General features: G+C 63.4%; 21 protein-coding genes and 1 pseudogene. 17 read left to right on the plus strand and 5 right to left on the minus strand.

Annotation, left to right across the window (positions count from 1 at the left end; genetic code table 11):
• Positions 1 to 7: 7 nt before the first annotated feature.
• Positions 8 to 934: an ABC transporter substrate-binding protein gene (locus ACFVTG_RS12015; RefSeq protein WP_390280659.1), complete on the minus strand. Its 927-nt coding sequence runs from the start codon at positions 932 to 934 to the stop codon at positions 8 to 10.
• Positions 935 to 1,276: 342 nt separating this feature from the next.
• Between ACFVTG_RS12015 and ACFVTG_RS12020 the strand changes: the two genes are divergently transcribed.
• From ACFVTG_RS12020 to ACFVTG_RS12045, 6 genes are read left to right on the plus strand one after another with little or no spacing between them, the layout of a single operon-like run.
• Positions 1,277 to 1,951, plus strand: coding sequence for a haloacid dehalogenase type II (locus ACFVTG_RS12020; RefSeq protein ID WP_390280661.1), 675 nt, complete (start codon positions 1,277 to 1,279; stop codon positions 1,949 to 1,951).
• 27 nt (positions 1,952 to 1,978) lie between these two features.
• On the plus strand, positions 1,979 to 3,256 hold the full coding sequence (locus tag ACFVTG_RS12025) for an NAD(P)/FAD-dependent oxidoreductase (protein WP_390280663.1): 1,278 nt from the start codon (positions 1,979 to 1,981) through the stop codon (positions 3,254 to 3,256).
• A 17-nt stretch (positions 3,257 to 3,273) separates the two neighbouring features.
• Entirely contained in the window at positions 3,274 to 4,821 is a 1,548-nt protein-coding gene (locus tag ACFVTG_RS12030) for an aldehyde dehydrogenase family protein (RefSeq protein ID WP_390280665.1), read from the plus strand.
• Positions 4,818 to 5,936, plus strand: coding sequence for a tartrate dehydrogenase (locus tag ACFVTG_RS12035; protein ID WP_284755855.1), 1,119 nt, complete (start codon positions 4,818 to 4,820; stop codon positions 5,934 to 5,936). Before ACFVTG_RS12030 ends, ACFVTG_RS12035 begins: the two co-directional genes overlap by 4 nt.
• Positions 5,933 to 6,913, plus strand: a complete 981-nt coding sequence (locus ACFVTG_RS12040; RefSeq protein ID WP_390280667.1) for a D-2-hydroxyacid dehydrogenase — start codon at positions 5,933 to 5,935, stop codon at positions 6,911 to 6,913. The genes ACFVTG_RS12035 and ACFVTG_RS12040 overlap by 4 nt, the downstream gene beginning before the upstream one ends.
• 27 nt (positions 6,914 to 6,940) lie before the next feature.
• Positions 6,941 to 7,984 (plus strand): NAD(P)-dependent alcohol dehydrogenase, encoded by a 1,044-nt coding sequence (locus ACFVTG_RS12045; RefSeq protein WP_390280669.1) that lies wholly within the window; start codon positions 6,941 to 6,943, stop codon positions 7,982 to 7,984.
• A 120-nt stretch (positions 7,985 to 8,104) separates the two neighbouring features.
• Here ACFVTG_RS12045 and ACFVTG_RS12050 read toward each other — a convergent pair.
• Together ACFVTG_RS12050 and ACFVTG_RS12055 are read right to left on the minus strand one after the other, a co-directional pair.
• Positions 8,105 to 8,239, minus strand: a pseudogene (locus ACFVTG_RS12050) (PLP-dependent aminotransferase family protein); the annotation flags it as partial.
• Positions 8,240 to 8,291: 52 nt separating this feature from the next.
• Entirely contained in the window at positions 8,292 to 8,447 is a 156-nt protein-coding gene (locus ACFVTG_RS12055; protein ID WP_284755859.1) for a hypothetical protein, read from the minus strand.
• Positions 8,448 to 9,000: 553 nt separating this feature from the next.
• On the opposite strand from ACFVTG_RS12055, the gene ACFVTG_RS12060 reads away from it, so the two are divergent.
• The 8 genes from ACFVTG_RS12060 (at position 9,001) to ACFVTG_RS12095 (ending at position 17,421) form a co-directional block, all read left to right on the plus strand.
• The gene (locus tag ACFVTG_RS12060; RefSeq protein WP_390280671.1) at positions 9,001 to 10,542 is read left to right on the plus strand and encodes an ABC transporter substrate-binding protein; all 1,542 of its coding nucleotides are present in this window, start codon (positions 9,001 to 9,003) and stop codon (positions 10,540 to 10,542) included.
• 16 nt (positions 10,543 to 10,558) lie between these two features.
• Positions 10,559 to 11,503 carry an ABC transporter permease gene (locus ACFVTG_RS12065; RefSeq protein WP_390280673.1) on the plus strand — a complete coding sequence of 315 codons (945 nt, stop codon included), beginning with the start codon at positions 10,559 to 10,561 and terminating at the stop codon, positions 11,501 to 11,503.
• Positions 11,490 to 12,443: an ABC transporter permease gene (locus ACFVTG_RS12070; protein ID WP_390280675.1), complete on the plus strand. Its 954-nt coding sequence runs from the start codon at positions 11,490 to 11,492 to the stop codon at positions 12,441 to 12,443. Before ACFVTG_RS12065 ends, ACFVTG_RS12070 begins: the two co-directional genes overlap by 14 nt.
• Before the next feature lie 42 nt (positions 12,444 to 12,485).
• Entirely contained in the window at positions 12,486 to 13,265 is a 780-nt protein-coding gene (locus ACFVTG_RS12075; RefSeq protein ID WP_390280677.1) for a GntR family transcriptional regulator, read from the plus strand.
• Positions 13,258 to 14,253, plus strand: a complete 996-nt coding sequence (locus tag ACFVTG_RS12080) for an ABC transporter ATP-binding protein (protein WP_390280679.1) — start codon at positions 13,258 to 13,260, stop codon at positions 14,251 to 14,253. Before ACFVTG_RS12075 ends, ACFVTG_RS12080 begins: the two co-directional genes overlap by 8 nt.
• Positions 14,250 to 15,302 carry an ABC transporter ATP-binding protein gene (locus ACFVTG_RS12085; RefSeq protein ID WP_390280681.1) on the plus strand — a complete coding sequence of 351 codons (1,053 nt, stop codon included), beginning with the start codon at positions 14,250 to 14,252 and terminating at the stop codon, positions 15,300 to 15,302. The genes ACFVTG_RS12080 and ACFVTG_RS12085 overlap by 4 nt, the downstream gene beginning before the upstream one ends.
• Positions 15,303 to 15,430: 128 nt before the next feature.
• On the plus strand, positions 15,431 to 16,153 hold the full coding sequence (locus ACFVTG_RS12090; protein ID WP_390280683.1) for a VIT family protein: 723 nt from the start codon (positions 15,431 to 15,433) through the stop codon (positions 16,151 to 16,153).
• Positions 16,154 to 16,179: 26 nt separating this feature from the next.
• Positions 16,180 to 17,421, plus strand: a complete 1,242-nt coding sequence (locus tag ACFVTG_RS12095; protein ID WP_390280685.1) for an NAD(P)/FAD-dependent oxidoreductase — start codon at positions 16,180 to 16,182, stop codon at positions 17,419 to 17,421.
• Here ACFVTG_RS12095 and ACFVTG_RS12100 read toward each other — a convergent pair.
• Positions 17,418 to 19,595 carry a glycogen debranching N-terminal domain-containing protein gene (locus tag ACFVTG_RS12100; RefSeq protein WP_390280687.1) on the minus strand — a complete coding sequence of 726 codons (2,178 nt, stop codon included), beginning with the start codon at positions 19,593 to 19,595 and terminating at the stop codon, positions 17,418 to 17,420. The genes ACFVTG_RS12095 and ACFVTG_RS12100 overlap by 4 nt on opposite strands.
• A 256-nt stretch (positions 19,596 to 19,851) precedes the next feature.
• Between ACFVTG_RS12100 and ACFVTG_RS12105 the strand changes: the two genes are divergently transcribed.
• Together ACFVTG_RS12105 and ACFVTG_RS12110 are read left to right on the plus strand one after the other, a co-directional pair.
• Positions 19,852 to 20,205, plus strand: a complete 354-nt coding sequence (locus ACFVTG_RS12105) for a cupin domain-containing protein (RefSeq protein ID WP_390280689.1) — start codon at positions 19,852 to 19,854, stop codon at positions 20,203 to 20,205.
• Positions 20,206 to 20,370: 165 nt separating this feature from the next.
• Complete coding sequence (locus ACFVTG_RS12110) at positions 20,371 to 21,561, plus strand: CopD family protein (protein WP_390280691.1); 1,191 nt, start codon at positions 20,371 to 20,373, stop codon at positions 21,559 to 21,561.
• A gap of 10 nt (positions 21,562 to 21,571) precedes the next feature.
• On the opposite strand, the gene ACFVTG_RS12115 is transcribed toward ACFVTG_RS12110, so the two are convergent.
• Positions 21,572 to 22,639 carry a LacI family DNA-binding transcriptional regulator gene (locus ACFVTG_RS12115; RefSeq protein ID WP_390280693.1) on the minus strand — a complete coding sequence of 356 codons (1,068 nt, stop codon included), beginning with the start codon at positions 22,637 to 22,639 and terminating at the stop codon, positions 21,572 to 21,574.
• Positions 22,640 to 22,760: 121 nt separating this feature from the next.
• On the opposite strand from ACFVTG_RS12115, the gene ACFVTG_RS12120 reads away from it, so the two are divergent.
• Entirely contained in the window at positions 22,761 to 24,071 is a 1,311-nt protein-coding gene (locus ACFVTG_RS12120; protein WP_390280695.1) for an ABC transporter substrate-binding protein, read from the plus strand.

Raw genomic sequence — 24,071 nt, forward strand, 5'->3', positions numbered from 1 at the left:
GCGCCTCCTAGTTGAGCTTGGCATCCGTGATGGCACCCGATTCGAGGCCCCAGTTCGAGAGTGACTGTTTGTACTCCGGGCTGTTCAGGACCGACTGGACGGCAGCCTGGAGAGCGGGGGTCAACGCCGAACCTTTCTTGAGGCCGATGGCTGTAACGTCGCTCGAGCCGACGTTGATCTGGGGGGTGAGGACAGTGAAAGCGCCAGGCTGTTGCTTCGCGGCCCACGCGAGGGAGGTGGTGTCGTAGAGGATGCCGTCGATGCGCTTTGACGCCAACTGGGTCAGCGCCTCCTGGACGTTGGGAAGCGTGACGGCGTTAATGGCCGGCTGTCCTTTGGAAGTACAAGTTTGATCCGAGAGGGCGGGGAGGCGCTTGAGCTGGCCCGTCGAACCGGCCGTGACGGCAATGTTCTTACCGCACAGGCTCTCATTCGTGAGCTTCAGCGGATTGCCCGCACTCACGGCCACTGAGTTGCCGGCCTTGAAGTAGTTGATCATATCCAGGACCTTCAACCGCTCGGCTGTGGGGGACATGGTAGTGACGGTGAAGTCGTAGCGGCCACCGTCGATACCGGGAATGATGGTGTCAAACACGGTGTTCTCGAACTTCAGGTTCAGCCCAAGCTTCTTGGCCACCAGGCGGGCAATATCCGGGTTCAGGCCGATCGGGGTCTTGTTGTCATCGGAGAGGAAGGTGGTTGGCGGGTAGTGAAGGTCCATCGCCACCGTCAGCTCACCTTTGTCCTTATAGGACTGCGGCAGCAGCTTGACAGCGGTAGCGTCGGGCTGGACGCCCTGGGAAATATCAGCGGTGCTTGACGCCTTGGAGCTGTCCGGTGTCGAGGTGGTTGTGGCGGTGCCCCCGCAGGCGGTCAGTGCAAGCAGCACCGCCAGTGCTGCGGCTGCAGTTTGGGCTTTGGTTCGAGTCTTCATAATGCTTCCCTTCGAAGGGGTAGTCAGCTGGTGGTTGTCACCGGGGAGGGGAGAGAAGTGTGATCCGAATCTCTCCGCCATCTAATGCAATGCAACCCCCTCAACAGTAGATTGTCAACAATTTACAGAAACTTTTTCGGAGGCCGGATCGGTTCTGAATCGTTCCGGCCGGTCGCGTTCAAACTGTTGACAATTTACAATTTGCAAGCCTAGAGTCGAGTCATCGGGCAGGATCTTCCAGCCTGGCGGGGACCCGTTCCCGGCCCACCACGCGCTTCCCGAAACCTCCAATACGCAGGGACGGCAACCGCTTCCATTTCCTGACAAAGAACGGAACCGAACATGGCAGAGACCAATTTCCGGCCGAAGTACATCTCTTTTGATATCTACGGCACGCTCATCAACTTCGACATTGACCCCACCACGCGTCGCCTGCTGGATGGCCGCATCTCGGAAGAGCAGTGGCCGACCTTCAAGAAGCAGTTCCGTGGGTACCGGTTCGACGAGGTCCTGGGCGACTACAAGCCTTACGAGCAGATCCTGCAGGATTCCTTTGACCGCGTGTGCAAGCGGTGGGGCATTGGACCGACCGAAGGTGCCGGCGCAGAGTTCGCTGAGGCGGTACGCGGCTGGGTTGCCCACGAGGACGTGCCCGCCCCGCTGAAGCTCATGGGCGACAATTACAAGCTGGTGGCCCTCTCCAACGCGGACACCAGCTTCCTGGACATCAGCATTCCGAAGCTCGGTGCAGACTTCCACGCCGTGTACACCGCTGAGCAGGCCCAGGCCTACAAGCCGCGCTACCAGGCGTTCGAGTACATGCTGGACACCCTGAACGCCAAGCCGGAGGACTTCCTGCACGTCTCCTCGCACACACGCTACGACATGCACCCAATGCACGACTTGGGCTTCCGGAACCTCCTCCTGCTGGACCGTGGTTATGACCCCGTCACCACGGGCTACGACCTCTTCACTGTTAAGTCCCTGGACGAGCTCAACAAGCACCTCGGTCTCTAAACCGACTTCGAGGCGAAAGGTCACACCGTGAAACTTGTTCCTTACTGGCTGGACACAGCCGAGCCTTCCGGCGACTACCGGCAAACATCCGTGCCGGAAAATGTTGATGTGGCGATCATCGGGGCCGGATTTACGGGGCTCTCCGCAGCCCTTGAATTTGCCCAGCAAGGCGCCAGCGTCGCTGTCTTCGAGCGCCACACAGTTGGTTGGGGCGCCTCCGGACGTAACGGGGGCATGGCAACCACCGGCTTGGCCATCAGTTTCAACACAGCCGTCAAGCGGTACGGGAGTACCCGTGCCGTGGAGATGTTCCGCGAATACAACGACGCGATCGACAGCATCGAGAAGCTTGTCCACGACAACGGCATCGACTGCGACTACAAGCGCTTCGGCAAGCTTTCGCTGGCCTTCCACAAGTCCCACTACGAGGGGATGCTGAAGTCCCAGGAGCAATTGGCGAAACTTGCCGACTACTACGTGAAGGTCATTCCCGAGTCGGAGATCCACAGCGAAATCGGTACGGATTTCTATCACGGTGCAATGCTTGATCCGCTCGGGGCCGGCCTCCACGTAGGCAAGTTCGTGCACGGCTTGGCCGGTGCAGCCGCTGCTGCCGGTGCCCACATTTGCGAGAACGCCGGCGTCACCGAGCTGAAGAAAGTCTCCGGCACGGTCCATGACGTACACACCACCCGTGGCATCACACGGGCCAAGCAGGTTCTGGTCGCCACAAGCGGATACACAGGCAATGTCACACCGTGGCTGCAGCGCCGCGTGATTCCGGTGGGCAGCTTCATCATTGTCACCGAACCCTTGCCGGATGACGTGGTGAACCGCATCCTTCCGCACAGGCGCCAAGCCTCGGACAGCAAGATGCTGACTTACTACTTCCGGATCACCCCGGACAACAGGCTCCTTTTCGGCGGACGTGCTCGATTTGCACTGTCCAGCCCGGATTCAGATGTCAAGAGCGGCGAGATCCTGCACAAGGCGATGACTGAGCTCTTCCCGTATCTTGCCAACGTGAAGGTGGACTACACCTGGGGCGGCTTGGTGGACCTCTCCATGGACCAGATGGTCCATGCCGGCGTGCACGATGGCCTGTTCTATTCGCTCTGCTACAGCGGCCACGGCGTGCAAATGGCCGCCCACATGGGCAAGAAGATGGCCCATTACATGGCCGGAGACAAGCAGGCGAACGTGTGGGAAGACCTTAAGAACCCGCCGGTGCCCGGCCACTTCGGCCCGCCGTGGTTCCTGCCCTTCATTGGCGGAGCCGCGAAGATTATCGACCGATTCAGTTAGGCAAGAGAAGGTTTCCTATGAGTTCGTCAACAACCGTCGCTGAAGCGCGCCCAAAAACAGCAGAAGAAACGGCCTACAGGCGGGCAAGCATAGCCGCGCTACCGGGTGGTGCATTCCTGGAAGGCCGTTGGGAGAGAGCCGAGATGATCCTGGAGGTCCGGGATCCCGAAGACGGTGTCCTCTTGGGAAATGTGTGTTCCTCGACCCCACAGGATGTGCGGCGGGCCGTAGCCTACATTCATCGGCACCTGCAGGACAGTGAATGGCCCCTCCGGGCCCGCCGCGAGGCTTTGGAACGTGCGGCCGTGCTTCTGGCGGAGCAGTCCGTTCGCTTCGCGGAGCTCATTGCCGCAGAGAGCAGCAAGACCATCAACGAGGCCGAACGTGAGGTGCGCCGCTGCACCGAAACGTTGCGGCTCTCCGCTGCTGCGTCCAGCGAACTCAATGGAGAAACCCTCGCTTTTGAGGACAGCATGGCCAGAGCAAACAAGATCGGATGGTACAACCGCAAACCGGTGGGAATCGTCGCCGCCATCACGCCCTTTAACGATCCGCTCAATCTCGTGGCACACAAGCTGGGGCCGGCGCTCATCGGAGGCAACGGCGTCGTGCTCAAGCCCTCAGGCCGAACGCCGTTGACCGGGCTGGCCTTCGTCCAGCTGCTGCTGGAAGCCGGTGTCCCTACCGGACGCATCGCTGCGATTGTCGCCGGACCCGGAGTCTCCGAGGCGATCGTGACGGACCCGCAGGTAGACCTCATTTCCTTCACCGGCGGCCCAAAGACGGCGGACCGCATCGCTGCCGCCGCAGGTGCCAAGAAGATCCTCTCGGAACTGGGCGGCAACAACGCCACGATCGTCTGCGCCGACGCTGAACCAGCGAAAGCCGCTGAGGCAATCGTTGCCGGCGCGTTCGGAGTGGCCGGCCAGAACTGCCTTTCGGTCCAGCGCGTCTACGTCCACATTTCGCTGTTCGACGAGGTCCTCGAACACGTGATCACCGGGACCAAGGCGCTCCGCTTCGGGGCGAAGTTCGATCGCAGCACGGACATCGGCCCCCTCATCACCGAAACGGAGGCACGCCGGGTGGAGGAATGGGTGGACGAGGCCAAAGCTGCGGGCGCCACCGTCCAGGTGGGCGGGCAGCGCAGCAACGCCTTCTACGAGCCAACTGTTCTCACCGACGTGCCGGCGGACTGCCGGGTCATCCGCGAGGAAGTGTTCGGCCCGGTGGTCAGCATCATGCCGTTTATCCAAGCCTCCGACGCCATCCGCGCGGCCAACGATTCCGAGTACGGGCTCCAGGCTGGAGTTTTCACGGAATCCATCGATCTGGCTTTGGCGATTGCCGAGAAGCTGGATGTGGGGGCAGTGGTGATCAATGAGACCAGCGACGTCCGGATCGATTCCATGCCCTTCGGCGGGTTCAAGAAATCCGGTGTTGGGCGTGAAGGCGTCAAGCACGCCGTCCGTGAAATGACCGAACCCAAAAGCACCATCATCAAACTGGCCGAGCCAGCCACCGGGTGGCAGCAGTTGACGACCGCAGAACGGAATGCATCATGACCACCCACAAAATCGCGGTGATCGCGGGCGACGGCATCGGCAAGGAAGTTGTCCCGGCGGCCATCGAATGCCTTGAACGCATCGCCGGACTCCACTCGTTGCACCTTGAGTTCACCTATTTCGACTGGGGATCGGACTACTACGCCGAGCACGGGCGCATGATGCCGCTTGACGGGCTCGAACAGCTGTCAGCGCACGAAGCGATCTTCCTGGGCGCTGTGGGCTCGCCGTCCGTCCCGGACGCTGAATCCCTCTGGGGGCTGTTGATCCCCATCCGCCGCGAATTCCAGCAATACATCAACCTCCGTCCAGTGAAAACGCTCGACGGCGTGAAGTCGCCCCTCGCGTCCAAGGAACCGATCGATATCCTCATCGTGCGTGAAAACAACGAGGGGGAGTACTCGGAGGTCGGCGGCCGCGCCTATCGCGGGCTGCCGCATGAAACCGCGGTCCAGGAAACCATTTTCACCCGGCTGGGAGTGTCGCGGGCAGCGCACTACGCCGCATCGCTCGCATCCTCCCGGAAGGGCCGACTGACCTCGGCAACCAAGAGCAACGGCATCATCCACACCATGCCGTTCTGGGACGAAGTGGTGGAAGAGACAACCCGCCTCTACCCCGACGTGACGCTCACCAGTGAACTTGTCGACGCGTTGTCCGCGCATCTGGTCCTGAAACCCTGGACCTTCGATGTCATTGTTGCCTCCAACCTGCTTGGCGACATTCTCTCAGACCTTGGCAGTTCCGTCACCGGCTCCATCGGTGTAGCCCCGAGTGCCAACCTCAATCCCGAAGGTGACTTCCCGTCCCTCTTCGAACCTGTCCACGGATCAGCGCCGGACATTGCAGGCAAAGGCCTGGCCAATCCGGTAGGCCAGATGTGGTCCGGAGCAATGATGCTCCAACACCTCGGGTACCCGGAAGCTGCCGAGCACCTCCAATTGGCCTTCGAGTCCGTCCTACGGGACGGCCTGGGTACCCGCGATGTCGGAGGACCGTCCTCGACCTCCGAATTCACCGCCGCCGTCCTGGCCGCCATTGACGTCATCGACGCCGTTGGGGCGGTGGACGCCACGACGGGAAACACGCCGCCGGCAGCAACGGCGTCGTCATGACAGCTACGGAACGCAAGCGGCCCGTCGTCGCGGTCCTGTACCGGGAGGCTTTGCCGCCCCGGCTGCAGGAGATCGAGGAGCTGGCGGATGTCCGCCTTAGCAAGGCCGATGGGCTTGCTAAGGCGTTGGACGGCGCGGACGTGTTGTACCAGTGGCACTCGTTCTCACCTGCCTTGAAGGAGAACTGGGCCGCAGCCTCGTCGCTGAAGTGGGTTCATGCCTCGGCGGCAGGCGTCAGCCAGCTGCTTTTCGAGGAGTTGGTCCAAAGCGGCGTTGTCTACACGAACTCCCGGGGTGTGCTCAGCAGGGCCATTGCCGAATTTGCGCTCGGGTTCGTTTTGGATTTGGCCAAGGATGCGCAGGGTTCGTTCCGGCTCCAGCAGCAACAACGCTGGCAGCACAGAACCACGCAAAAGATCCATGGCAAAAATGCGCTGGTGGTGGGCATCGGATCGATCGGACGTGAAATCGCACGCCTGTTCCGTGCCGTGGGCATGGAGGTCAGCGGTGCCGGACGCACAAGTCGTCCCGGGGACGATGATTTCGACTGGATCTACTCTTCCCAAGACCTGCCCGGCATCGTCCATGACTACGACTATGTTGTGCTCGCCGCTCCGCTGACCGCGGAGACCAGGGGACTGATGAACGTCGACGTGCTTGCGTCCATGAAAACGTCGGCGCACCTGATCAACGTCGGCCGCGCCGAACTTGTTCACACCGGCGCCCTGACTGAAGCACTGGCATCGGGCTCGATCGCCGGTGCCGCCCTCGACGTCGTGCACCCGGAGCCGTTACCTGGGGGACACGCGCTTTGGAGCATGGAGAACGTCATCATCACCCCTCACATGAGCGGTGACGCTGAAAACTATCTCGATGACCTCAGCAAGCTGTTCTTGGAGAATCTGGGACGGTTCGTCAAAAGCGAACCGTTGTTGAACGTGGTGGACAAGACCCTCGGATTTGTCCCTGTTTCCTGATCCAGAAGGCGTCTAAGGAGCCGCAACATGCCCACTATTGCCAACGCGTATATCGCCAATTCGGCTACGTCCGCACTGCAGCCCGGCATCATTGAACGCCGCGATCCAGGTGAGTTCGACATCAAAATTGCCATCAAGTTCAGCGGCATCTGTCATTCCGACATCCACACTGCGCGAGGCGACTGGGCAAGCGTCAACTTCCCGATCGTTGTAGGACACGAGATCTCCGGAATTGTTGAAGCTGTCGGAGCCAAAGTGACGCGCCATGCCGTGGGCGACCGGGTAGGTGTGGGCTGTTTCGTGGATTCATGCCGGAACTGCGTCAACTGCCTCGCAGGCGAGGAGCAGCACTGCCTGTCGGGATCGACGAGTACCTACAACTCGGTGGGCCGGGACGGCCGGCCCACCGCAGGCGGCTACAGCAACAGCATTGTTGTGGACGAGAATTACGTTCTGCGGATTCCCGAGGGCATTTCGCTCGAAACAGCCGCACCACTACTATGCGCCGGGATAACCATGTACTCGCCCCTCCGCAATTGGGGTGCAGGCCCGGGAAAGCGGGTGGCCATTATCGGCATGGGCGGGCTCGGCCACATGGGCGTCAAGATCGCAACAGCGCTCGGGGCGCAGGTGACGGTGCTCAGCCAATCGCTCAGGAAGCAGGAGGACGCGCTCCGTTTCGGGGCGGCGGCCTGCCACGCGACGTCGGATCCCGCCACTTTCGCGCGCCACCAAGGCTATTTCGATCTAATCATCAATACCGTCTCCGCGGACATCGACATCGATCAGTACCTTTCCTTGCTCGCCTTGGACGGGACCCTGGTCATCGTGGGGCTGCCCTCGAAACCCCTAACACAACGGGCCTGGTCACTGGCCAGTTTCAGACGCAATCTGGCCGGTTCAAAGATGGGCGGCATCAGGCAGACGCAGGAAATGCTGGACTTCTGCGCCGCCCATGGGCTCGGCGCCGAGGTGGAGGTGATTCCAGCCGGCAAAATAGCCGAGGCTTTTGACCGAGTCATTGACAGTGCGGTGCGGTACCGCTTTGTCATTGACGCCGCGACGTTCTGATCTTCCGCATTTCGAGTGTTTTGGCGAGTCGGGTAACGCCGAGTTCCGACCGCTCAGGGGTTTGCGAGGCAAAGCATAGACGCAATGCGTTGCCAAACTGTCCTGCCACGGAAAACGCCGCATGGCGAAGCTGACAATATCGTGGGTCTGCTCCTGCAGCAGTGACGTACTTGAATCGATGATGGAGCCGACAAGGCTTTTGGCGCGGGCCGCCCACGGAAGGCTTGCTGGCTCAACGGATGGTGCTGACACGATGAGTTCCCCTTCCAGGCAAGGGGTCTTTAGCACTGTATGACGAGGCTGCCCATCAGACCTCCCAGTTGAAGGATCCGGGATGGCCGTCATGTCCCGCTGCGGCCACAGCCTCCTGGGCAGGTGTGGACAACGCCATGATGAGCAACTCGTAGTCGTCCTCTATGTGGAAGAGTCGACGGTCACCGATGGCATCGGTCACCCAGATCATTCGGCCATCTTCGGTTCGTTCGTCAATAGTGCCCCTGTGGCACTGCATACCGCGCCGGAGAAGCGTGACGATGTCTCCGCGCTGGAGGGATGTCCACAGAGACACCTGACTGGACGCACGACCGCTTTGTCGCATCTTTATCTGCCTTTCTGGTCCGGCGCGAGATAAGGAACTTTAGCAGTCTATCGTCGATTGTTGACAATTACTAGACCTATGGAGCCGGCAGTTTCGACGGAGGCGGTGCATTGTCGACAAGCGTTGCCGACGCTCTTCGCGACAACGTCCAGGCGGGGCAAAAACTAGGTCGAGGCTTCGATTTCCGCTAATTGTAGAGGGAGTTCGGGATCTCTCCGAAGGATGCCAGCGCCGCCTAGTAGCGGGATGGGGCGAGCTGGGAAGCCGCCCGTCCCGAGGTTGTCGACAATCCAAGAGCAAAAAATCGTTGACAATCGACTATTTCGATGGAAATGTGTTCCGCACCACTTCAATGTGTGTTTCGCATCACTTCTTGGACCAACTCCACCGCATCCCCTGACTAAAGGCAGTTTGCATCATGCGAAGAAGCAAAGCAGTCCTCCTCGGCGCATCAGGCGCCACCCTTGCGCTCACCATCAGCGCATGCTCGTTCTCCGGTGGAAGCGGCAACGGCGCCGCCACCGGAAGCGGGAACGCCATCATCGACATGCAGTTCACGCCAAGGGCGAACTTCGCCCTGGAGACCGACGACGCCTTCATCCTCAGCCAGATCGGCTGCCTTGAGACCCTCGTGCGCTACGACGAGGGCACCGGCAAGCTGCAGCCCTCACTCGCCACGGCGTGGAAACAGACGACGCCGACGACGTGGGACTTCACTATCAGGGACGGCGTCACCTTCCAGAACGGCACGAAACTGACGGCGGCGAACGTCGCGGGCGCGCTCTCGCGTGCACTCCACGTCGAGACCCCTGCCCGGTCATTCAAGCCCAGCGTCGTCAGCGACGTCAAAGCACTCGACTCCAGCACCGTGCGCGTGACTTCGCCGAAACCCAACGCCCTGATCCCGTTCAATCTGGCCAGCGTGAACACCGGCATTCTTGCACCGGAGGCATTCAAGGCCAACAGCGTCGACCCGATCGGCGCCTGCACCGGCCCGTTCAAGGCGACGGCCTACACCCCGGGGCAGTCGATGAAGCTCGTCCGCAACGACCAATATTGGGGCGCGAAGCCAGCCCTGAGCAGCGTTGAGGCAAAGTTCGTGCCGGACGGAGCGACGCGGGCTACCCAGGTGAGGACCGGCGAGGCCGACATCGCCCTGGGCATTCCGGCCTCGAGCCTGGCGGACCTCAAAGGCGACAAGAACGTCGTCGTGACCCAGACAGGCGCCCCCAAAACCAACGGGCTGTATCTCAACACATCCAAGGCGCCATTCAATAACCCAGACGTCCGCCGCGCCATCCAGCTCGCCATGGACACCTCGGCAATCGCTTCCCAGGTGTACGACGGCACTGCACAGCCCGCAATCGGTCCCTTCGCTCCGAACGAGCCGTGGTCGCCCAAGGACCGAGCGGCGAAGCAGAACCTGGACCAGGCCAAGGCCCTGCTGAAGTCCGCCGGGGTCGACCCCGGCAAGCTCAGCCTCGAACTGCTCGGCTATACCGAGCACCCCGAGTTCCCCGACCTCGCGACGGTGATCCAGTCCGACCTGGCCAAGATCGGCGTGACCGTAAAGGTGCGGATCGCCGACTACGCTGCCATTGAGCCCAGCCTCCTCTCGGGGAAGTACGACATGGCGCTGCTGTCGCGGAACCACCTCATCGACATCCCCGACCCGCTCGGGTTCCTCTCATCCGATTACACCTGCAAGGGCTCCTTCAACATCAGCCACTACTGCAGCCCGGAGCTGGACAAGCTCATCGCCGACGCCGGCAGCAAACCAGAGGTACAGGACCGGGACGCCATCTACGCCCAGATCGCCCAGAAGCTTCAGGACGACGCGGTCACGGTCTTCCTCGTGCACGAGCAGAGCACCGCTGTGGCGCGCGCCAATGTGAAGAACTTCCACATTGACCCGTTGGCCAGGGACGCCATCACCCCGACGCTCACAGTCGGCGGCTGAACGAAAGGAGAGCAAGGTGATCTTCTTGCTGAGACGCTTCGTCGTCCTCCTCGGCACGCTGGCCTCGGTGTCGTTCCTCGTGTTCCTGATCCCCTACTTGACCCCCGGGGACCCGGCCCGGAAGATCCTCCAGGCCCGGACGGGGGAGCTGAACCTGGACCCCTCGGCGGTGGAGGCCGCCCGAGTCCGCTATGGCCTCGACAAGCCCGTGATCGAGCAGTACTGGAACTGGGTGCAGAATGCCCTCCATGGCGACTTGGGTCTGTCGTACACGAGCCGCACCCAGGTCTCCGACCTGGTGGGCAGCGCCCTTGCGGTGACGACCTCCCTGGCCGTCGCGGCACTGTTCATCGCCTTGGTGGCGGCCCTTCCCCTCGGGTCACTGGCCGCGATCAGGCGCGGAAAGGCCTCCGACATCGCCATCACGACGGTCACCCAGGGCTTCGTCGCGCTCCCCGAGTACTGGGTGGCCCCGGTGCTTGTCCTGGTGTTCGCCCTCAAGCTCGGGATCCTGCCCTCCGCCGGATGGACCGGACCGGCGTCGATGATCCTCCCCGCTGTGACCCTCTCGCTCCGCCCGCTGAGCTACTTCACCCAGGTGACCCGGGCATCGATGGTGGACGTCCTGGAGTCACCCCACCTCACAGCCGCGCGTAGCCGGGGACTGAGCTTCGCCCAAGCGATGCTCAGGCACGGGCTGCGCAACGGCCTCCTGCCAGTGGTGACGCTGTTCTCCATCTGGCTTGCCGGACTGCTGGGCGGCTCGGTCGTCATCGAGGTCATCTTCGCGGTCCCCGGAATGGGGAGGCTCCTGTATCAGGCCGTGACCGACGGCGACGTCCCGGTCATCCAGGCTGGAATCGTCTGCATCGTCGCACTCACGGTCCTGATCACCACGCTGACCGATCTGCTCTACGCGCTCATTAACCCGACTGTGAGGTCCTCGAATGTCTCGCGTTGATAACCCTGCAGTTGAAAACCCTGCAGTTGAAAACCCTGCAGTTGATAACACTGCATCCGGGGCACTGGATGGCGTTCTTGACCCCGTGCCTTCGCCTGGCGCCCCGCGCATCCGCGGCTTGCGGCGCCTTCGGGTCTGGCCGTGGAGCCTTCGCGTGGGCCTGTTCGGCGTCCTCGCCGTGGTCCTCGTGCTCCTCGCCACGCCGTGGAGCGCCCCGTTCGACCCCGCACTCCAGGACCTGTCCAATAGGCTGGCGCCGCCCAGCGGCGCCCACTGGCTCGGCACTGACCAGCTCGGGCGCGATGTGCTGAGCCGGCTCATGTGGGGCGGCCGGTTCTCAGTCACCATAGCGGCCATCACCCTGACCATCTCCGCCGTGTTCGGCACCCTCCTGGGAATCGTGTGCGCCCGGAGCAAGGGAGCGCTCGACGAGTTTGTCATGCGCGTCTCGGACGTCCTGCTGGCCTTCCCCGAGATGATCGTCGCGATGTTCCTGGTGTCGATCCTCGGCGCCGGGTACGGCACGCTGATCCTGGCGCTGGCCGTCGCCGGGTGGACCCCGTTCGCCCGCCTGGCACGCGCCTTGACGCTGGAGATCAACTCGCGCGACTTCATTGAGGCGGCCGAGAGCCTAGGCTTTTCGCGGACCTTCATCATCCTGCGCCATCTCCTCCCGAACGCGTTCAGCCCTCTCCTGGCCCATGCCTCGGTGCGCTTCGGGCACACGCTCATCACGGTGGGTGCGCTGTCCTTCCTCGGTCTTGGCGTCGCGCCGCCGGACTCCGACTGGGGCTCGATGCTGGCCGATGGGCTGCCCTACATGTCACGCGCCGCGGGGCTGGTCATCTACCCTGGCCTGGCGATTTTCCTCACCGCTCTCGCAGTGACGCTGACGGGCAGGGGCATCAATGTCCGACCGAGGCGACAGGGGCGAGGCTGACATGAATCCGCTTTCAAAAACACGCGAAGGGCAGGAACGACGATGACAGCGAGCTACGGGCGTCAAAATGGAAAATCCGAGGTACCCAAGCGGACCCTCTCGTCAGTGGTCGCCTCCCAAATGCGACGTCGGATCGTCGACGGGACCTACCCGCCGGGCATGCAGCTGAACGAGCAGGAGCTCGCGGCGTACTTTGCGACGAGCCGCGCTCCGGTGCGGGAAGGAATCCAGCGACTCGTCCAGGAGGGGCTGCTGGTGAGCGAGCCGCACCGCGGCGTCTTCGTGCCGCAGCTGACCTACGAGGACCTCGACGACATCTACTTCTCCCGCGCGGCCATCGAGCGGGCATCGATGGTGAGGATCACCGAGCGGGGCCTGGCCGCCGCCGATATCGCGGCCCTGGAACATTCGCTTGGCCAGATGGCAGTCGCTACCCGGCAACAGGAATGGCGGGACGTGGTCGCGGCCGACCTGCGCTTCCACGAACTCATCGTGGGCGCCGCCCGAAGTCCCCGCCTGTCGCGCATGTACGCGTCGCTCTTGGGGGAGTCCCGGCTCGGCCTGAACATGCTCGTCGGCAGCTTCGAGGGGCGGGCCGACTACCTCGAGGAGCACCAGCGGATCTTTGACTACTTGGTCGCAGGAGACCGGACCCGGTTGGTCGAGGAACTCGAGTCTCACCTAGGAACAGCCCTGAACACGCTGCACAGACACTATGCGGAGGCCGCGGAACCCCTGCAAAGCCCGTTCGGCGCCGACGCCGAATTGAGTGTGCCTGCTGCCGGGGGCGCACCGAAAGCTCCAGGAGGAAGCAATGACTGACACCCTTACAATCAGCGGGCTCACGGTCGAGCTCGGCCCGCCCGGCTCGCCGCCGATCCTGGACCGGGTCTCGCTCACGGTAGGCCCGGGCGAGATCGTGGCCCTCGTGGGCGAATCCGGATCCGGGAAGAGCATGACCGCGATGTCATTGATGCGCTTGCTGCCACCCGGGGCGCGCATGCGCGCCGACGCCATCAGTCTGGGGGACATCGACGTGCTCCACGCCAGCGAGCACGAGATGAACCACATCCGGGGCGCCCGGATCAGCATGCTGTTCCAGCAGCCCAAGCGGATGCTCGACCCCACCGCCACCGTGGGCGCCCAGGTCGCCGAACCGCTACGCCTGTGCCTTGGTCTGAGCCGGTCGCAGGCGCACGCCCGAGTCATCGAGCTCCTCGCCGACGTCGGCATCGCCGAGCCGGAGCGGCGCGCGCACTCGTACGCCCACCAGCTTTCCGGCGGCATCGCGCAGCGCGTCATGATCGCCATGGCCCTCGCGGGACAGCCCGACGTCCTGATCGCCGACGAGCCAACGACGGCGCTGGACGTCACCGTGGAGGTCCAGATCCTGCAGCTCATCGCGGCGAAGCGGGCGAAGCTGGGCATGTCGGCGCTCTTCGTCTCCCACGACCTCGGAGTCGTCTCCTCCATCGCGGACCGCATCGCGGTGATGTATGCCGGCCGCATCGTCGAGGAGGGTACGACCCGGGAGATCCTCCATTCCCCGCAGCACCCGTACACCAAGGCACTCGTCAAGTGCGCGATGCTCAAGCCGGAGGCAGACGGGTCCTTGTACACGATCCCGGGCGACGCGAACGCTGCCCGGGCGGTATCGCACGGATGCAGGTTCCGAGCGCGGTGCCCCGTCTGCACGGCCGAGCACCTTGAGCAGAAGTGCGAGAGCGAGGAGCCCGAGCTCGCAGGGTGCGGCAGGGCCGAGCACAGCTCACGTTGCTGGGCGACGATCGAGACGAGGAAGGCGAGATGAGCATGCTCCGCACCGCACCGGTCAAGGACACGGCTCAGCCACTCGCCGTCGACATGGTGGCGCTGGACAACGTGGTCAAGCACTTCCGTCTCGCCCGGAAAAAACTGGTCGGCAGCCCCGAGTCCGTCCGTTCGGTCGACGGGATCAGCCTGCGGGTGCGCGCCGGCGAGGTGCTTGGCCTGGTCGGGGAATCGGGTTCGGGCAAGAGCACCCTGGCACGGGTGATTCTTCGATTGCTCCCACCTGACTCGGGAACCGTGAGCATCGATGGCCAGGACGTCTCCCGAGGGGGCAGGGCCCTTCTCAAAAGCCTTCGAGCCAAGGCACAGCTGGTCTTCCAGGATCCCCACGCCGCGATGGATCCGTGCATGACCATAGGCGTGGGCCTCGCTGCGGTCCTGCGTACCCACGGGATAGGCACGAGGGCCGACCGGCGGGCGCGGGTCGTGGCGGCGCTCGCGGAGGTCGGGCTCGATGCTTCTTACCTGGACCGGTACCCGGGCGGTTGCTCCGGCGGCCAGCTCCAGCGCGTTGTCATCGCGCGTGCGCTCCTCACGAACCCCAAGCTCCTGATCTGCGATGAGCCGACGTCGGCCCTGGACGCGTCCGTCCAGGCCAAGGTGCTCAACCTCCTCGCTCGGCTGCGCAAGGACCACCGGTTGACGATGGTCGTGATCTCCCACGACTTGCGGGTGGTCCAGTACGTCAGCGATCGCGTCGCGGTGATGTACCTCGGCCAGATCGTGGAGACGGCGGACAGGGAGGACCTGTTCCAAGGATCGCTGCACCCCTACACCATCGCACTGCTCTCCGCGGCACTGGCTACCGACGAGAAACATCCGGAGCAGCTAGTGGCGGCCGGGGAGCCTCCATCGCCGATCAACCCACCGGCAGGATGCCGGTTCAACTCCCGGTGCCCGCTCGCCACCGAGCAGTGCCGCACAGAGATGCCGGCGCTGCTCGAAGTCGCCCCTGGCCACGAGGTCAGGTGCCATCGATGGACCGAGTCGCGCGCACTGCTGATCCAGACCCAGGAGCCCACGATGTGACTCACCGTCCCGCCTTCCGCTAGACCCCATCCCCGACAGCCGGCCCCCGAGAGGAACGGCAATAGCCAAATGCGAAGAGTCGGATCGCGACCATCACGATATTCATCCGAGAACGGAGAACTAAGAACATGAGCATTGAAACTGTCATCTTGCATCACGAGCCTCAGGGAACAGGCCTTGCGGCAAAACTGAACTGGCTCCGGGCCGGCATACTCGGTGCCAATGACGGCATCGTCTCAGTTGCCGCGGTCGTCGTCGGCGTCGCAGGCCTTACAACGGAGACTGGTCCCATCCTCGCTGCGGGTATGGCCGCCGTCGTGGGCGGCGCCATTTCGATGGCCCTCGGTGAGTACGTCTCGGTCAGCAGTCAGAGCGACAGCCAGAAGCAACTCATCGAGAAGGAGACCCGGGAGCTGCGTGAGCAGCCGGAGGAGGAATTCGCTGAGCTCGTGGGGATGTACCTGTCGAAGGGGCTGTCCCAGGAGACAGCATCGAGGGTCGCCCGGGAGCTTACGGAGACGGATCCGCTGCGCGCACACCTCGACATCGAACTTGGAATCGACCCTGACGAGATCGTGAGTCCGTGGCATGCCGCCATCGCGTCGGCGGTCTCGTTCCTGCTTGGCTCGATCCTCCCGATACTCTCGATCCTCCTGGCCCCCGCAGCGGTCCGTGTCCCGCTGACATTCGCGACGGTCCTCATCGCCCTCTTCCTTACCGGATGGGTCGGCGCGTGGATCGGCGGCGGCTCCAGGCTCAGGGCCTCGAGCCGCGTCGTCGTGGGAGGCGCCCTCGCACTGGCCGCGACGTTCGCGATCGGAAGCCTCCTGGGCACCACGGGTATTGCCTAAACATCGAACAATCAAGAGGAGCGCGCATGAAGCAGGAAGATCGGGTCGTCGTGGTTGGGTCCGGGATAGCCGGTGCGGCATGCGCCGCGACGCTGCGGGAAGGAGGGTACGACGGCGAAGTCACAGTCGTGCGCGGCGAGGACGCCCTGCCGTATAACCGCACGGCCGTGAACACGAAGATGTTGTCCACGGCAGTCTCCCACCTTGAGTTGACCCTGCCGGAGGCGCGGACACCCGACGTCGAATGGCTCTCGCCGGACGAGGCTGCGGCATTGGACCCCGTGCGCCGGGAGGTGGGGCTTGCCAGCGGCAAGGTGCTTCGATACCGCTCCCTCGTGATAGCCACCGGCTTGCGCGCGCGGTCCTGGCCGCGGAGCGCCTGTTCGATGCCGGACCGAGTGGTGACCCTGCGCACCTCGGAGGACGCAGCACGCATGAGGTCGCTGCTCGGCTGGGCCGGCAATCACCTTCGGCGCTCTGGGCGCGTGATCATCCTGGGTGCAGGGCTGACCGGAGGGGAAACGGCTAGCCTGCTCAGTGGCGCCGGAGCGGAAGTGGACCTGGTCGCGAGGCAGCCGGTACCCATGTCGGACCGGCTCGGCCGCAATGCGGCCGCGTGGCTCCTGGACCGCCACAACGAGCACGTGCACACGCACATGGGGCGCACGGTCACCGGCTGCAGCGTCGGTGAGGACGGGGTCATGGTCCGCCTGGATGACGGACACCGACTGACGGGCGACCTGCTCCTGTTGGCGGTGGGCAGCCTCCCGAACACCGAATGGCTCCAGGGCAGCGGGCTTGACGTGGAGGACGGGGTGGCCGTCGACCCTTCGCTGCGGGCGCTCGGGGCCGAAGGGGTCTACGCGGCGGGGGATGTGGCCAGGGTCGCGACAACTGCGCGAGCCCGACGCACTGAGAACTGGGCCAGCGCTCTCGCCCAAGGCCGGCACGCGGGTCGCTCGGTCCTCCACGACCTCGGCCTGGGCGAGGCGCTCGGGCCGTTCTCGGACCTGCCGGTCTACACAAGCAAGATCTACGGGACAAAGCTGACCATGCTGGGGGAGACCGGCGCCGCCCTGCACCAGACCCCTATCCCCGGGGATACCCCGGTTCCGCTGACGGTGTTCACCGACGAGCGGGAATGCCTCCGGGGGGCCGTCGCAGTTGGCGTCGAGCAGCTGGAGGACTCGCTTGTCGAGGCCATCCGGGACCGGATTCCGCTCAGCAGCCTGCTTACCGCGGCCGCCGTCGGCAAGGTTCACCGCTAGGCTCCGTCGCGCAGCCCGCCTTCAGAAATCCGCAGGCCGGCCTGGGCCACCAGTTCGGCCAGCCATGGGCGATGCCCTCGATGAAAGACCATCCCAGGTGGAAGTCCCTGCACGGTGGGAACCGAATCTGCAATGTCGATGGTTACCCGGCCGCCCGCCATAGGCGCGTTGGTGATATGCAGGTCGCCGTAGGAAGGCGGCAGCTTCGGGTCCATCCAGAACCCGCCGCGGGAAACATGGGTGTCGTATCTCATCAGGCTCGTCACTAGTTGGATGGGTGAAGTCGCTGCCCACGCCTGGGGCGAGCATGCAGTCGGATAGGGCACGGGTTGGCTGTACTGGTCCCGGCTGAATCCGCAAAAAAGCTCCGGAAGGCGGCCTTCCGAGTAGTCAGCGGCTTCAAACAGGGCGGACGCAATCCGTTGAGCCTCTTCGACGAATCCGTAGCGCATCAGGCCGGCGGCAATGACGGCGTTATCGTGCGGCCAGACGGAGCCGTTGTGGTAGCTGGCAGGATTGTAGGCGCCCATGTCGCTGGCCAGGGTTCGCACGCCCCAGCCGCTGAACATCTCAGGGGACATCAACCGTTCGGCGACCAGCGGCGCTTTGTCCTCGTCTACGAGGCCGACCCAAAGGCAGTGCCCCATGTTCGAGGCGCAGGCATCCACTTGCCGTTTGTTGCCGTCCAAAGCTATGGCGTAGTACCCGCGATCGGGCATCCAGAACTGCTCATTGAACCGTGCCTTCAACCGGGCAGCCAGATCGGCGAGTTCGGTCGCCAAAGCTGCGTCTCCGTCGTCGTAGGCAATCCAAGCTCGTGCCATGTACGCGTCATAGACGTAAGCCTGAACTTCGCAGAGCGCGATCGGCGGTTCTGCGAGGGTTCCGTCGGCGAAGTTGATCCCGTCCCAGGAGTCCTTCCAGCCCTGGTTGATCAAACCCCGGTCGTTGAGGCGCTCGTACTCGACGAAGCCGTCGCCGTCCCTGTCTCCGTAGTCCCGGATCCAATCCAAAGCCCTGTCCGCGTGGGGGAGCAGGGCGGCGATGGTGTCCTTGGCAAAGCCCCAACGGCTGACCGAGCCCAAGACCGTCACGAACAGCGGTGTCGCATCGATGCTGCCGTAGTAGATGGACTTGCCTCCCAGGGCCAGGCTGCTGGAGACGTCCAGCCTCACCTCATGCAGGATCTTGCCGGGTTCCTCCTCTGTCACCGGGTCGACCACCGCCCCCTGCCGGTCCGCCAATGTCTGCAGCGTGCCAAGAGCCAAAGATGGATCAACGGACATGGCCATTTCCGAGGCCCAGAGCGAGTCCCGGCCGAACAGCGTCATGAACCATGGAGCACCGGCTGCCACGACGATCCTCTCCGGGTGGGTGGGGTCCTCGATGCGAAGGGCGCCAAGATCGTCGTAGCTTCGCCGCAGCGTCCGTTCGATGGAGTGGTTGCCCATATGGAGAACGGGGATCTTGGCCACCCATTCCTGTCTGCGGCGGTCGCTGCGTGAGAGTTCGCCGACGGCGGGATGAACCACAGTTGCCGCCGGCACCATTCCGTCATGCACTGGCGCGACGGTGAGCACCGTTTTCCATTGGCCACGTGGCGGAATCGTGGTGCGATACGTCAGCGCATCCGGGGCGACATCCGCACCTTCGGACTTGATGACGACGGCCTTGCGGATGTCCTGCCAACTTGCACGGATGGTGAGTTCATGTTCGCCCAGCTCGCGTGATTCGCTCCATTGGCGCTGGATCCGGGCTTCCTTCACCTCGAACACGTCCGCGAAATCGGAACCTACGCTGAACGAGATCGAGCATTCTGCTGGCTCCATGGAGTGGTTGTGCACCGTGACATGCTCCAGGATTCCAACGCCGACTTCACGAATGCGCTCCACGATGAGCGGACTGTCCCCATATCCTTCCGACCGGACAATACGGCCTGCAAAAACGGCCCGGTAAGGCTCCTTGGTCTGGGCTGCCAGGGGCTCCAATGGTTGGCCGTTGATGGTCAGGTACCAACGCGACAGGATGCGGGTGTCCTGGACGAACACCCCGTGCGGTGAATCCGGATGGATGTCCCCGTTGGGCAACGAGATGCAGAACGACGTACCTTCCACGAGGGTTACCGTCCCGGCGCCGAGCGGGCCGGCGGCCGTGTCAGCATTCCATCCAGCCATTGTTGGCTCCTTCAAGAACCCCGTGTCAGGCAGCCCCGGCCTTTCGCCTGGCGCTGACCGTCCCTCCTGCATCCTCACACCGACGCTACTCCTGCGCGCGGATGCGGGCCAGAGAGGTCGGGGCAGGCGCCGCGCCTGACCGGGACATTTTCCATCTCAGCCCTATCGTCGATTGTTGACAATTGCTAAGGTTAAGTTTGTGCTCTTCCGAAGACGGGAGGCACTTTCGAAGGGCGCAGTCCCAGAAGGAGTAACAATGGTCAAGGCCACTGTCATGAGCGATGCAAGCACAACGAACCCGGGCGAGCACAGCCCCAAGGCAACGTCCAGCACCCCGGGGCAGACGGAGGTGTCGTTGCGTCTTTGGGCCCGCGAAGGGCTGAAGACGGGCATCTGGGAGGTCACTCCGGGAACGTTCGCGAGCACCCGGCCGGGCTATGACGAGATCTGCCAGATCCTGAGCGGCACAGCGACCATTACGGAAGAAGACGGAAGCAATTTCGAAGTCGGTCCGGGTTCCCTGTTCGTCACGCCTGCAGGGTGGCGGGGTACCTGGGAGATCCACGAGACCCTCCGGAAGATGTGGGTTGTGATTGACCTTCCCGCCTAAGTAGCCGCGGCCTGGTCGAACGGAAAAGCGCCCCCGGGACAGGAGCAACTGTTCCGGGGGCGCCGGCGGGCGGCGCCCCATCCCATCAAATCCTTTGCCAACATGACTTGGTTTCATCGCCATTTGTTCGCGAAATCGTCAACTGTAGACAACAGGATGAACGTCATGAACTCTCACCTCACTGCCTCCGCGATCGCCTATACCATCCCTCCGCTTTGGCAAATGCTGTCCCTATTTGGCTACTTCGTCGGCCTGTCCGGGGCCATCGGCACCACAGTGACGTACGCGACGGTGGTACGCCCGGCACTGCGAATACCAGGCAACGAGGGTGGCGATGTCGAGACGCTGCGTCGCCGGACCGCGACCTCGCTGGCGTGGGCCGGGGTCCTGCTGGCCGTCACCGCCTACTTCCAGCTCGCAGCGTTCGTGGCCCAGTCAGGCAATGGCACGCCGTATGGCGATGCCCTGCAACCCGGACTGATATGGGCCTTCATGAGTGCGCCCGCGAAGCCGGGAAACTGGGTTTCGGGGGGCACGCTCTTCCTGGTGCAGAGCCTCATCGTCGTCCTGACCTCCGCCCTGCTGATCGCCCTCTTCAGCCCACACGCACGGCGCCGCTTGGACAGGCTCGCGCTGCCCGCGTTGCCCCTTGCCCTGGCGGCGGCGCTGATCAGGCTCGTACCACCGGCCCCCTTCGCAACCACGGACGCCCTTCTCAACAAGGTCTTCTTGCAAACTCACATTGTCAGCGGCTGCACGTGGCTCGGCGGTCTGGCCTTGCTCGTCGTGCTTGCTGGCACCCGTCGCAGTCTGAGCGAACGCGCCGGCCTGCTGTGGGCGGACATGTGGCGGCGGTTCGGCTTTGTCGCATTGACAAGCGTCGGAGCGGTACTGATCTCCGGCCTGTGGCTGACCTGGCAGCACATCGGCAGCATCCAGCAGCTGTGGACCACGACCAACGGACTGATCCTGCTGGTCAAGATCGTTCTGGTATTTGGAATGATCGCCGCCGGCGCCGTGAACTCGTTCTGGCTGATGCCACGCATCGCCCTGGCCCGTGAGGCCGACCCGGCCGCCTCCCTCGTACACTTGACCCTGCGTCACTTCCCGCAGGTCGTCTGGACCGAGGTCGCCCTCGGTGTAGGCGTACTGACCGCCATCACCTTCTTCAACGGGTCGGCCCGCGCCGAGGCGACGGGCCAAGGTGCCCCGCCCGTTGACCCCAGCCTCATCACAGCAGGCGTTGTCCTCTCCCTCACGCTGGCGGCTTCCCTCTACGCCTCGGCGAAGGCCTCGGATGCCCTGGCCAGACGCCAGGTCACCGCCCATGCGGCTACCGCCACGGCCCGCGGCTAGGACCCGTCAGTCATGTGTCTGCCTGAGTGCGGGGGATGCTGGTCGAACCCCGTGTGATGAGCCGGGTCGCGAGCTCAATCCTTGGCCCGTCCGTGTTTGGGTCGATGCCTTCTCGCTGATTCGTCAAGCGCAGGAGCATGCGAAAGGCGGTGGCTCCCATTTCCTGAATGGGCTGCCTGACCGTCGTCAGTTGCGGTGTCGCCCAAGTCGCTTCTGGCACGTCATCGAATCCGACCACGCTGACGTCCCCGGGGATGTCGAGGCCGAGGTAGCGCACCGCGTCGTAGACGCCGAGGGCCATCATGTCCGATGCCGCGAAGATGGCGGTCGGCCTGTCCTCCCGGCCCAGGATGTCGACGGCGAAATCGCGTGCCTCGTCGCGGTTCCAATCAGCAGCACCGATTAACCGAGGCTCGACGTGCAGGTCCGTGGCCGACAGGGCAGAACGAAAACCGTCGAGGCGCGCCCGACTATAGAGGTGATTCTTCACCCCTCCGATGAGGCCGAAATGCTTGTGCCCCAGGCTTAGAAGGTGCTCCGCCGCAATCCGTCCACCTTCCCAGTTCGCCACGCCCACGCTCGCGGCACTGCGAGGGGCAGGGCTCATCGGGTCGATGAGGACGACCGGTATGCCAGCCGCGTCGAGTGCGCTCAGCTGCGTCGACGTCGGATCGACCAGGACGACGATGGCTCCGGTTGAGGGGCGGCGCAGGAGGCGGCCCACCCAGTCGCGGTCCGGGCGGGCGATGGTGAGGACCACGTCGCAGTCCGCGACCGCCGCGGCTTCTTCGACGCCGGTGAGGATGCTATTTGGCCAGGAACCACCGATGTTGCTCACCACAAGGTCGACAAGGCGAGGCGCGTTCGCGGGCAGCCGGCCCACAGCTTGTGATCGCTTGGTCTTCGCGTAACCCATCTCCTGTGCGATCCGGACCACGCGCTCGCGCGTTGCGAAGGACACGTCTGTTGCTCCGCGGAGAACCTTTGACACTGTCGGTGTGCTGACGCCGGCCGCGGCTGCCACGTCGGCCAAGGTCGGGTTCTTGCCATCCGCCGCTGGACTGTTGTTTTTGCGCAAAAAAATTATCCTTTGATCTCCGAATGGCGATATGTATACTCACTCTGCGCAAAACGATAATCGAAAATTGCGCAACTTTTCAATATTCGATGACCCGGTGGCGGGTCAAGGAGGAAAGTCGATGGAGACTTCACGTCTTACTACATCAAGGCGGGGCTTCTTGGGCCTTGTCGGAGGCGGCGCGGCCGTCGCCGCTCTTGCGGCTTGCTCGACCGGGGGCGGTGGCGGTGGGGCAAGCGCCAGCTTGAAGTTCTGGAACATGCCCTGGGGAACTCCGGCGTTCAACACGCTCGACAGCAAGATCACCCTTGGCTACAAACCGGAGTCGGGGCTTCCTGCGGCGACATATCAGGCGATCCAGTGGGCAAACTTCAACCAGACCTTCTCGTCTGCCCTCGCATCGAAGACCGGGCCGGCCATCTCCTCGGGCGGCGGAACCCAGGCTTTCCAGTTCGCTAAACAAGGCTTCATCGCTCCCGCGGACGGCCTCATCGAGAGCTGGAAATCCAATGGCATCTACGATGACTTCCTCCCTGGAGTCCTCGACACGATGAAGACCGACGCCGGATACGTCGCCGTTCCGTACAACCTTGACATGCGGGTGAATTGGTACAACAAGGAGCTACTCGAAAAGGCGGGCGCGACTCCTCCCACCGACTGGCAGTCCTACCTCGACGCCGCAGCCGCTCTCAAGAAGATCGACGTGTACGGGTTCGCGGCCAACGGCAACGCCAGCGGCGGTAACGCCTTCCAGATGATCGTGGGCCTGATGATCAACAACGGTGGCGGCATCTTCGACGAAGAGCACAAGCCTAACCTGGTGACCGCCGCGAACATCGAAGCTCTCGAGTTCGTGCGCGAGAACATCAGCAAGGGCTACATGGACCCGGCAGCCATCAGCTACACGGCCACGAACGCGAACTCGCAATGGAAGGCCGAGAAGTTCGGCATGGGCTTCGACGTCCCCAACCTCGCGGCAAACGTCGGGGGAGCAGCAGCATCCAAGTTGCTTGTCAGCGATCCGCTCACTGGCGCCAGCGGCAAAAAGGGCGCGCTGTATTTCCCGAACAACATCATGATGTACAAGAACACGCCCAGCCAGAAGGGTTCGGAGGCGTTCATGACCTACTACTACCAGAACATGAAGGCCCTGTGGACCCAGAACACCGGTATCGGCCTTCCGGTTCTGAAATCAATCGCGGCGACCCCGGAATTCCAGTCGGACCCAAACGCAGTCAAGATCGTCAAGATGTGGCAGCCCATCGCCAAGACCTGGGCAGCGCCCGGCGGAACCCCCCTTTTCTCGAACATTTCTTACGTCGACAGCACGCCCGCCATCTCCGACTTCGGCCAGAACGTTCTCTCAGGCAAGGCTCCGAAGGACGCCCTGACCACATTCCAGGCCACGTTGACGTCGCTCATCAAGGACTGA

Source organism: Arthrobacter sp. NPDC058127, from assembly GCF_042884555.1.
In the GTDB taxonomy this organism is placed as follows: domain Bacteria; phylum Actinomycetota; class Actinomycetes; order Actinomycetales; family Micrococcaceae; genus Arthrobacter.

What these genes read in the sequence shown, in the direction of transcription:
- ACFVTG_RS12015 (WP_390280659.1), bottom strand. Translation starts at nt 934, where the DNA reads ATGAAGACTCGAACCAAAGCCCAAACTGCAGCCGCAGCACTGGCGGTG.
- ACFVTG_RS12020 (WP_390280661.1), top strand. Translation starts at nt 1,277, where the DNA reads ATGGCAGAGACCAATTTCCGGCCGAAGTACATCTCTTTTGATATCTAC.
- ACFVTG_RS12030 (WP_390280665.1), top strand. Translation starts at nt 3,274, where the DNA reads ATGAGTTCGTCAACAACCGTCGCTGAAGCGCGCCCAAAAACAGCAGAA.
- ACFVTG_RS12035 (WP_284755855.1), top strand. Translation starts at nt 4,818, where the DNA reads ATGACCACCCACAAAATCGCGGTGATCGCGGGCGACGGCATCGGCAAG.
- ACFVTG_RS12040 (WP_390280667.1), top strand. Translation starts at nt 5,933, where the DNA reads ATGACAGCTACGGAACGCAAGCGGCCCGTCGTCGCGGTCCTGTACCGG.
- ACFVTG_RS12045 (WP_390280669.1), top strand. Translation starts at nt 6,941, where the DNA reads ATGCCCACTATTGCCAACGCGTATATCGCCAATTCGGCTACGTCCGCA.
- ACFVTG_RS12055 (WP_284755859.1), bottom strand. Translation starts at nt 8,447, where the DNA reads ATGATCTGGGTGACCGATGCCATCGGTGACCGTCGACTCTTCCACATA.
- ACFVTG_RS12060 (WP_390280671.1), top strand. Translation starts at nt 9,001, where the DNA reads ATGCGAAGAAGCAAAGCAGTCCTCCTCGGCGCATCAGGCGCCACCCTT.
- ACFVTG_RS12070 (WP_390280675.1), top strand. Translation starts at nt 11,490, where the DNA reads ATGTCTCGCGTTGATAACCCTGCAGTTGAAAACCCTGCAGTTGAAAAC.
- ACFVTG_RS12075 (WP_390280677.1), top strand. Translation starts at nt 12,486, where the DNA reads ATGACAGCGAGCTACGGGCGTCAAAATGGAAAATCCGAGGTACCCAAG.
- ACFVTG_RS12080 (WP_390280679.1), top strand. Translation starts at nt 13,258, where the DNA reads ATGACTGACACCCTTACAATCAGCGGGCTCACGGTCGAGCTCGGCCCG.
- ACFVTG_RS12085 (WP_390280681.1), top strand. Translation starts at nt 14,250, where the DNA reads ATGAGCATGCTCCGCACCGCACCGGTCAAGGACACGGCTCAGCCACTC.
- ACFVTG_RS12090 (WP_390280683.1), top strand. Translation starts at nt 15,431, where the DNA reads ATGAGCATTGAAACTGTCATCTTGCATCACGAGCCTCAGGGAACAGGC.
- ACFVTG_RS12095 (WP_390280685.1), top strand. Translation starts at nt 16,180, where the DNA reads ATGAAGCAGGAAGATCGGGTCGTCGTGGTTGGGTCCGGGATAGCCGGT.
- ACFVTG_RS12100 (WP_390280687.1), bottom strand. Translation starts at nt 19,595, where the DNA reads ATGGCTGGATGGAATGCTGACACGGCCGCCGGCCCGCTCGGCGCCGGG.
- ACFVTG_RS12105 (WP_390280689.1), top strand. Translation starts at nt 19,852, where the DNA reads ATGGTCAAGGCCACTGTCATGAGCGATGCAAGCACAACGAACCCGGGC.
- ACFVTG_RS12110 (WP_390280691.1), top strand. Translation starts at nt 20,371, where the DNA reads ATGAACTCTCACCTCACTGCCTCCGCGATCGCCTATACCATCCCTCCG.
- ACFVTG_RS12120 (WP_390280695.1), top strand. Translation starts at nt 22,761, where the DNA reads ATGGAGACTTCACGTCTTACTACATCAAGGCGGGGCTTCTTGGGCCTT.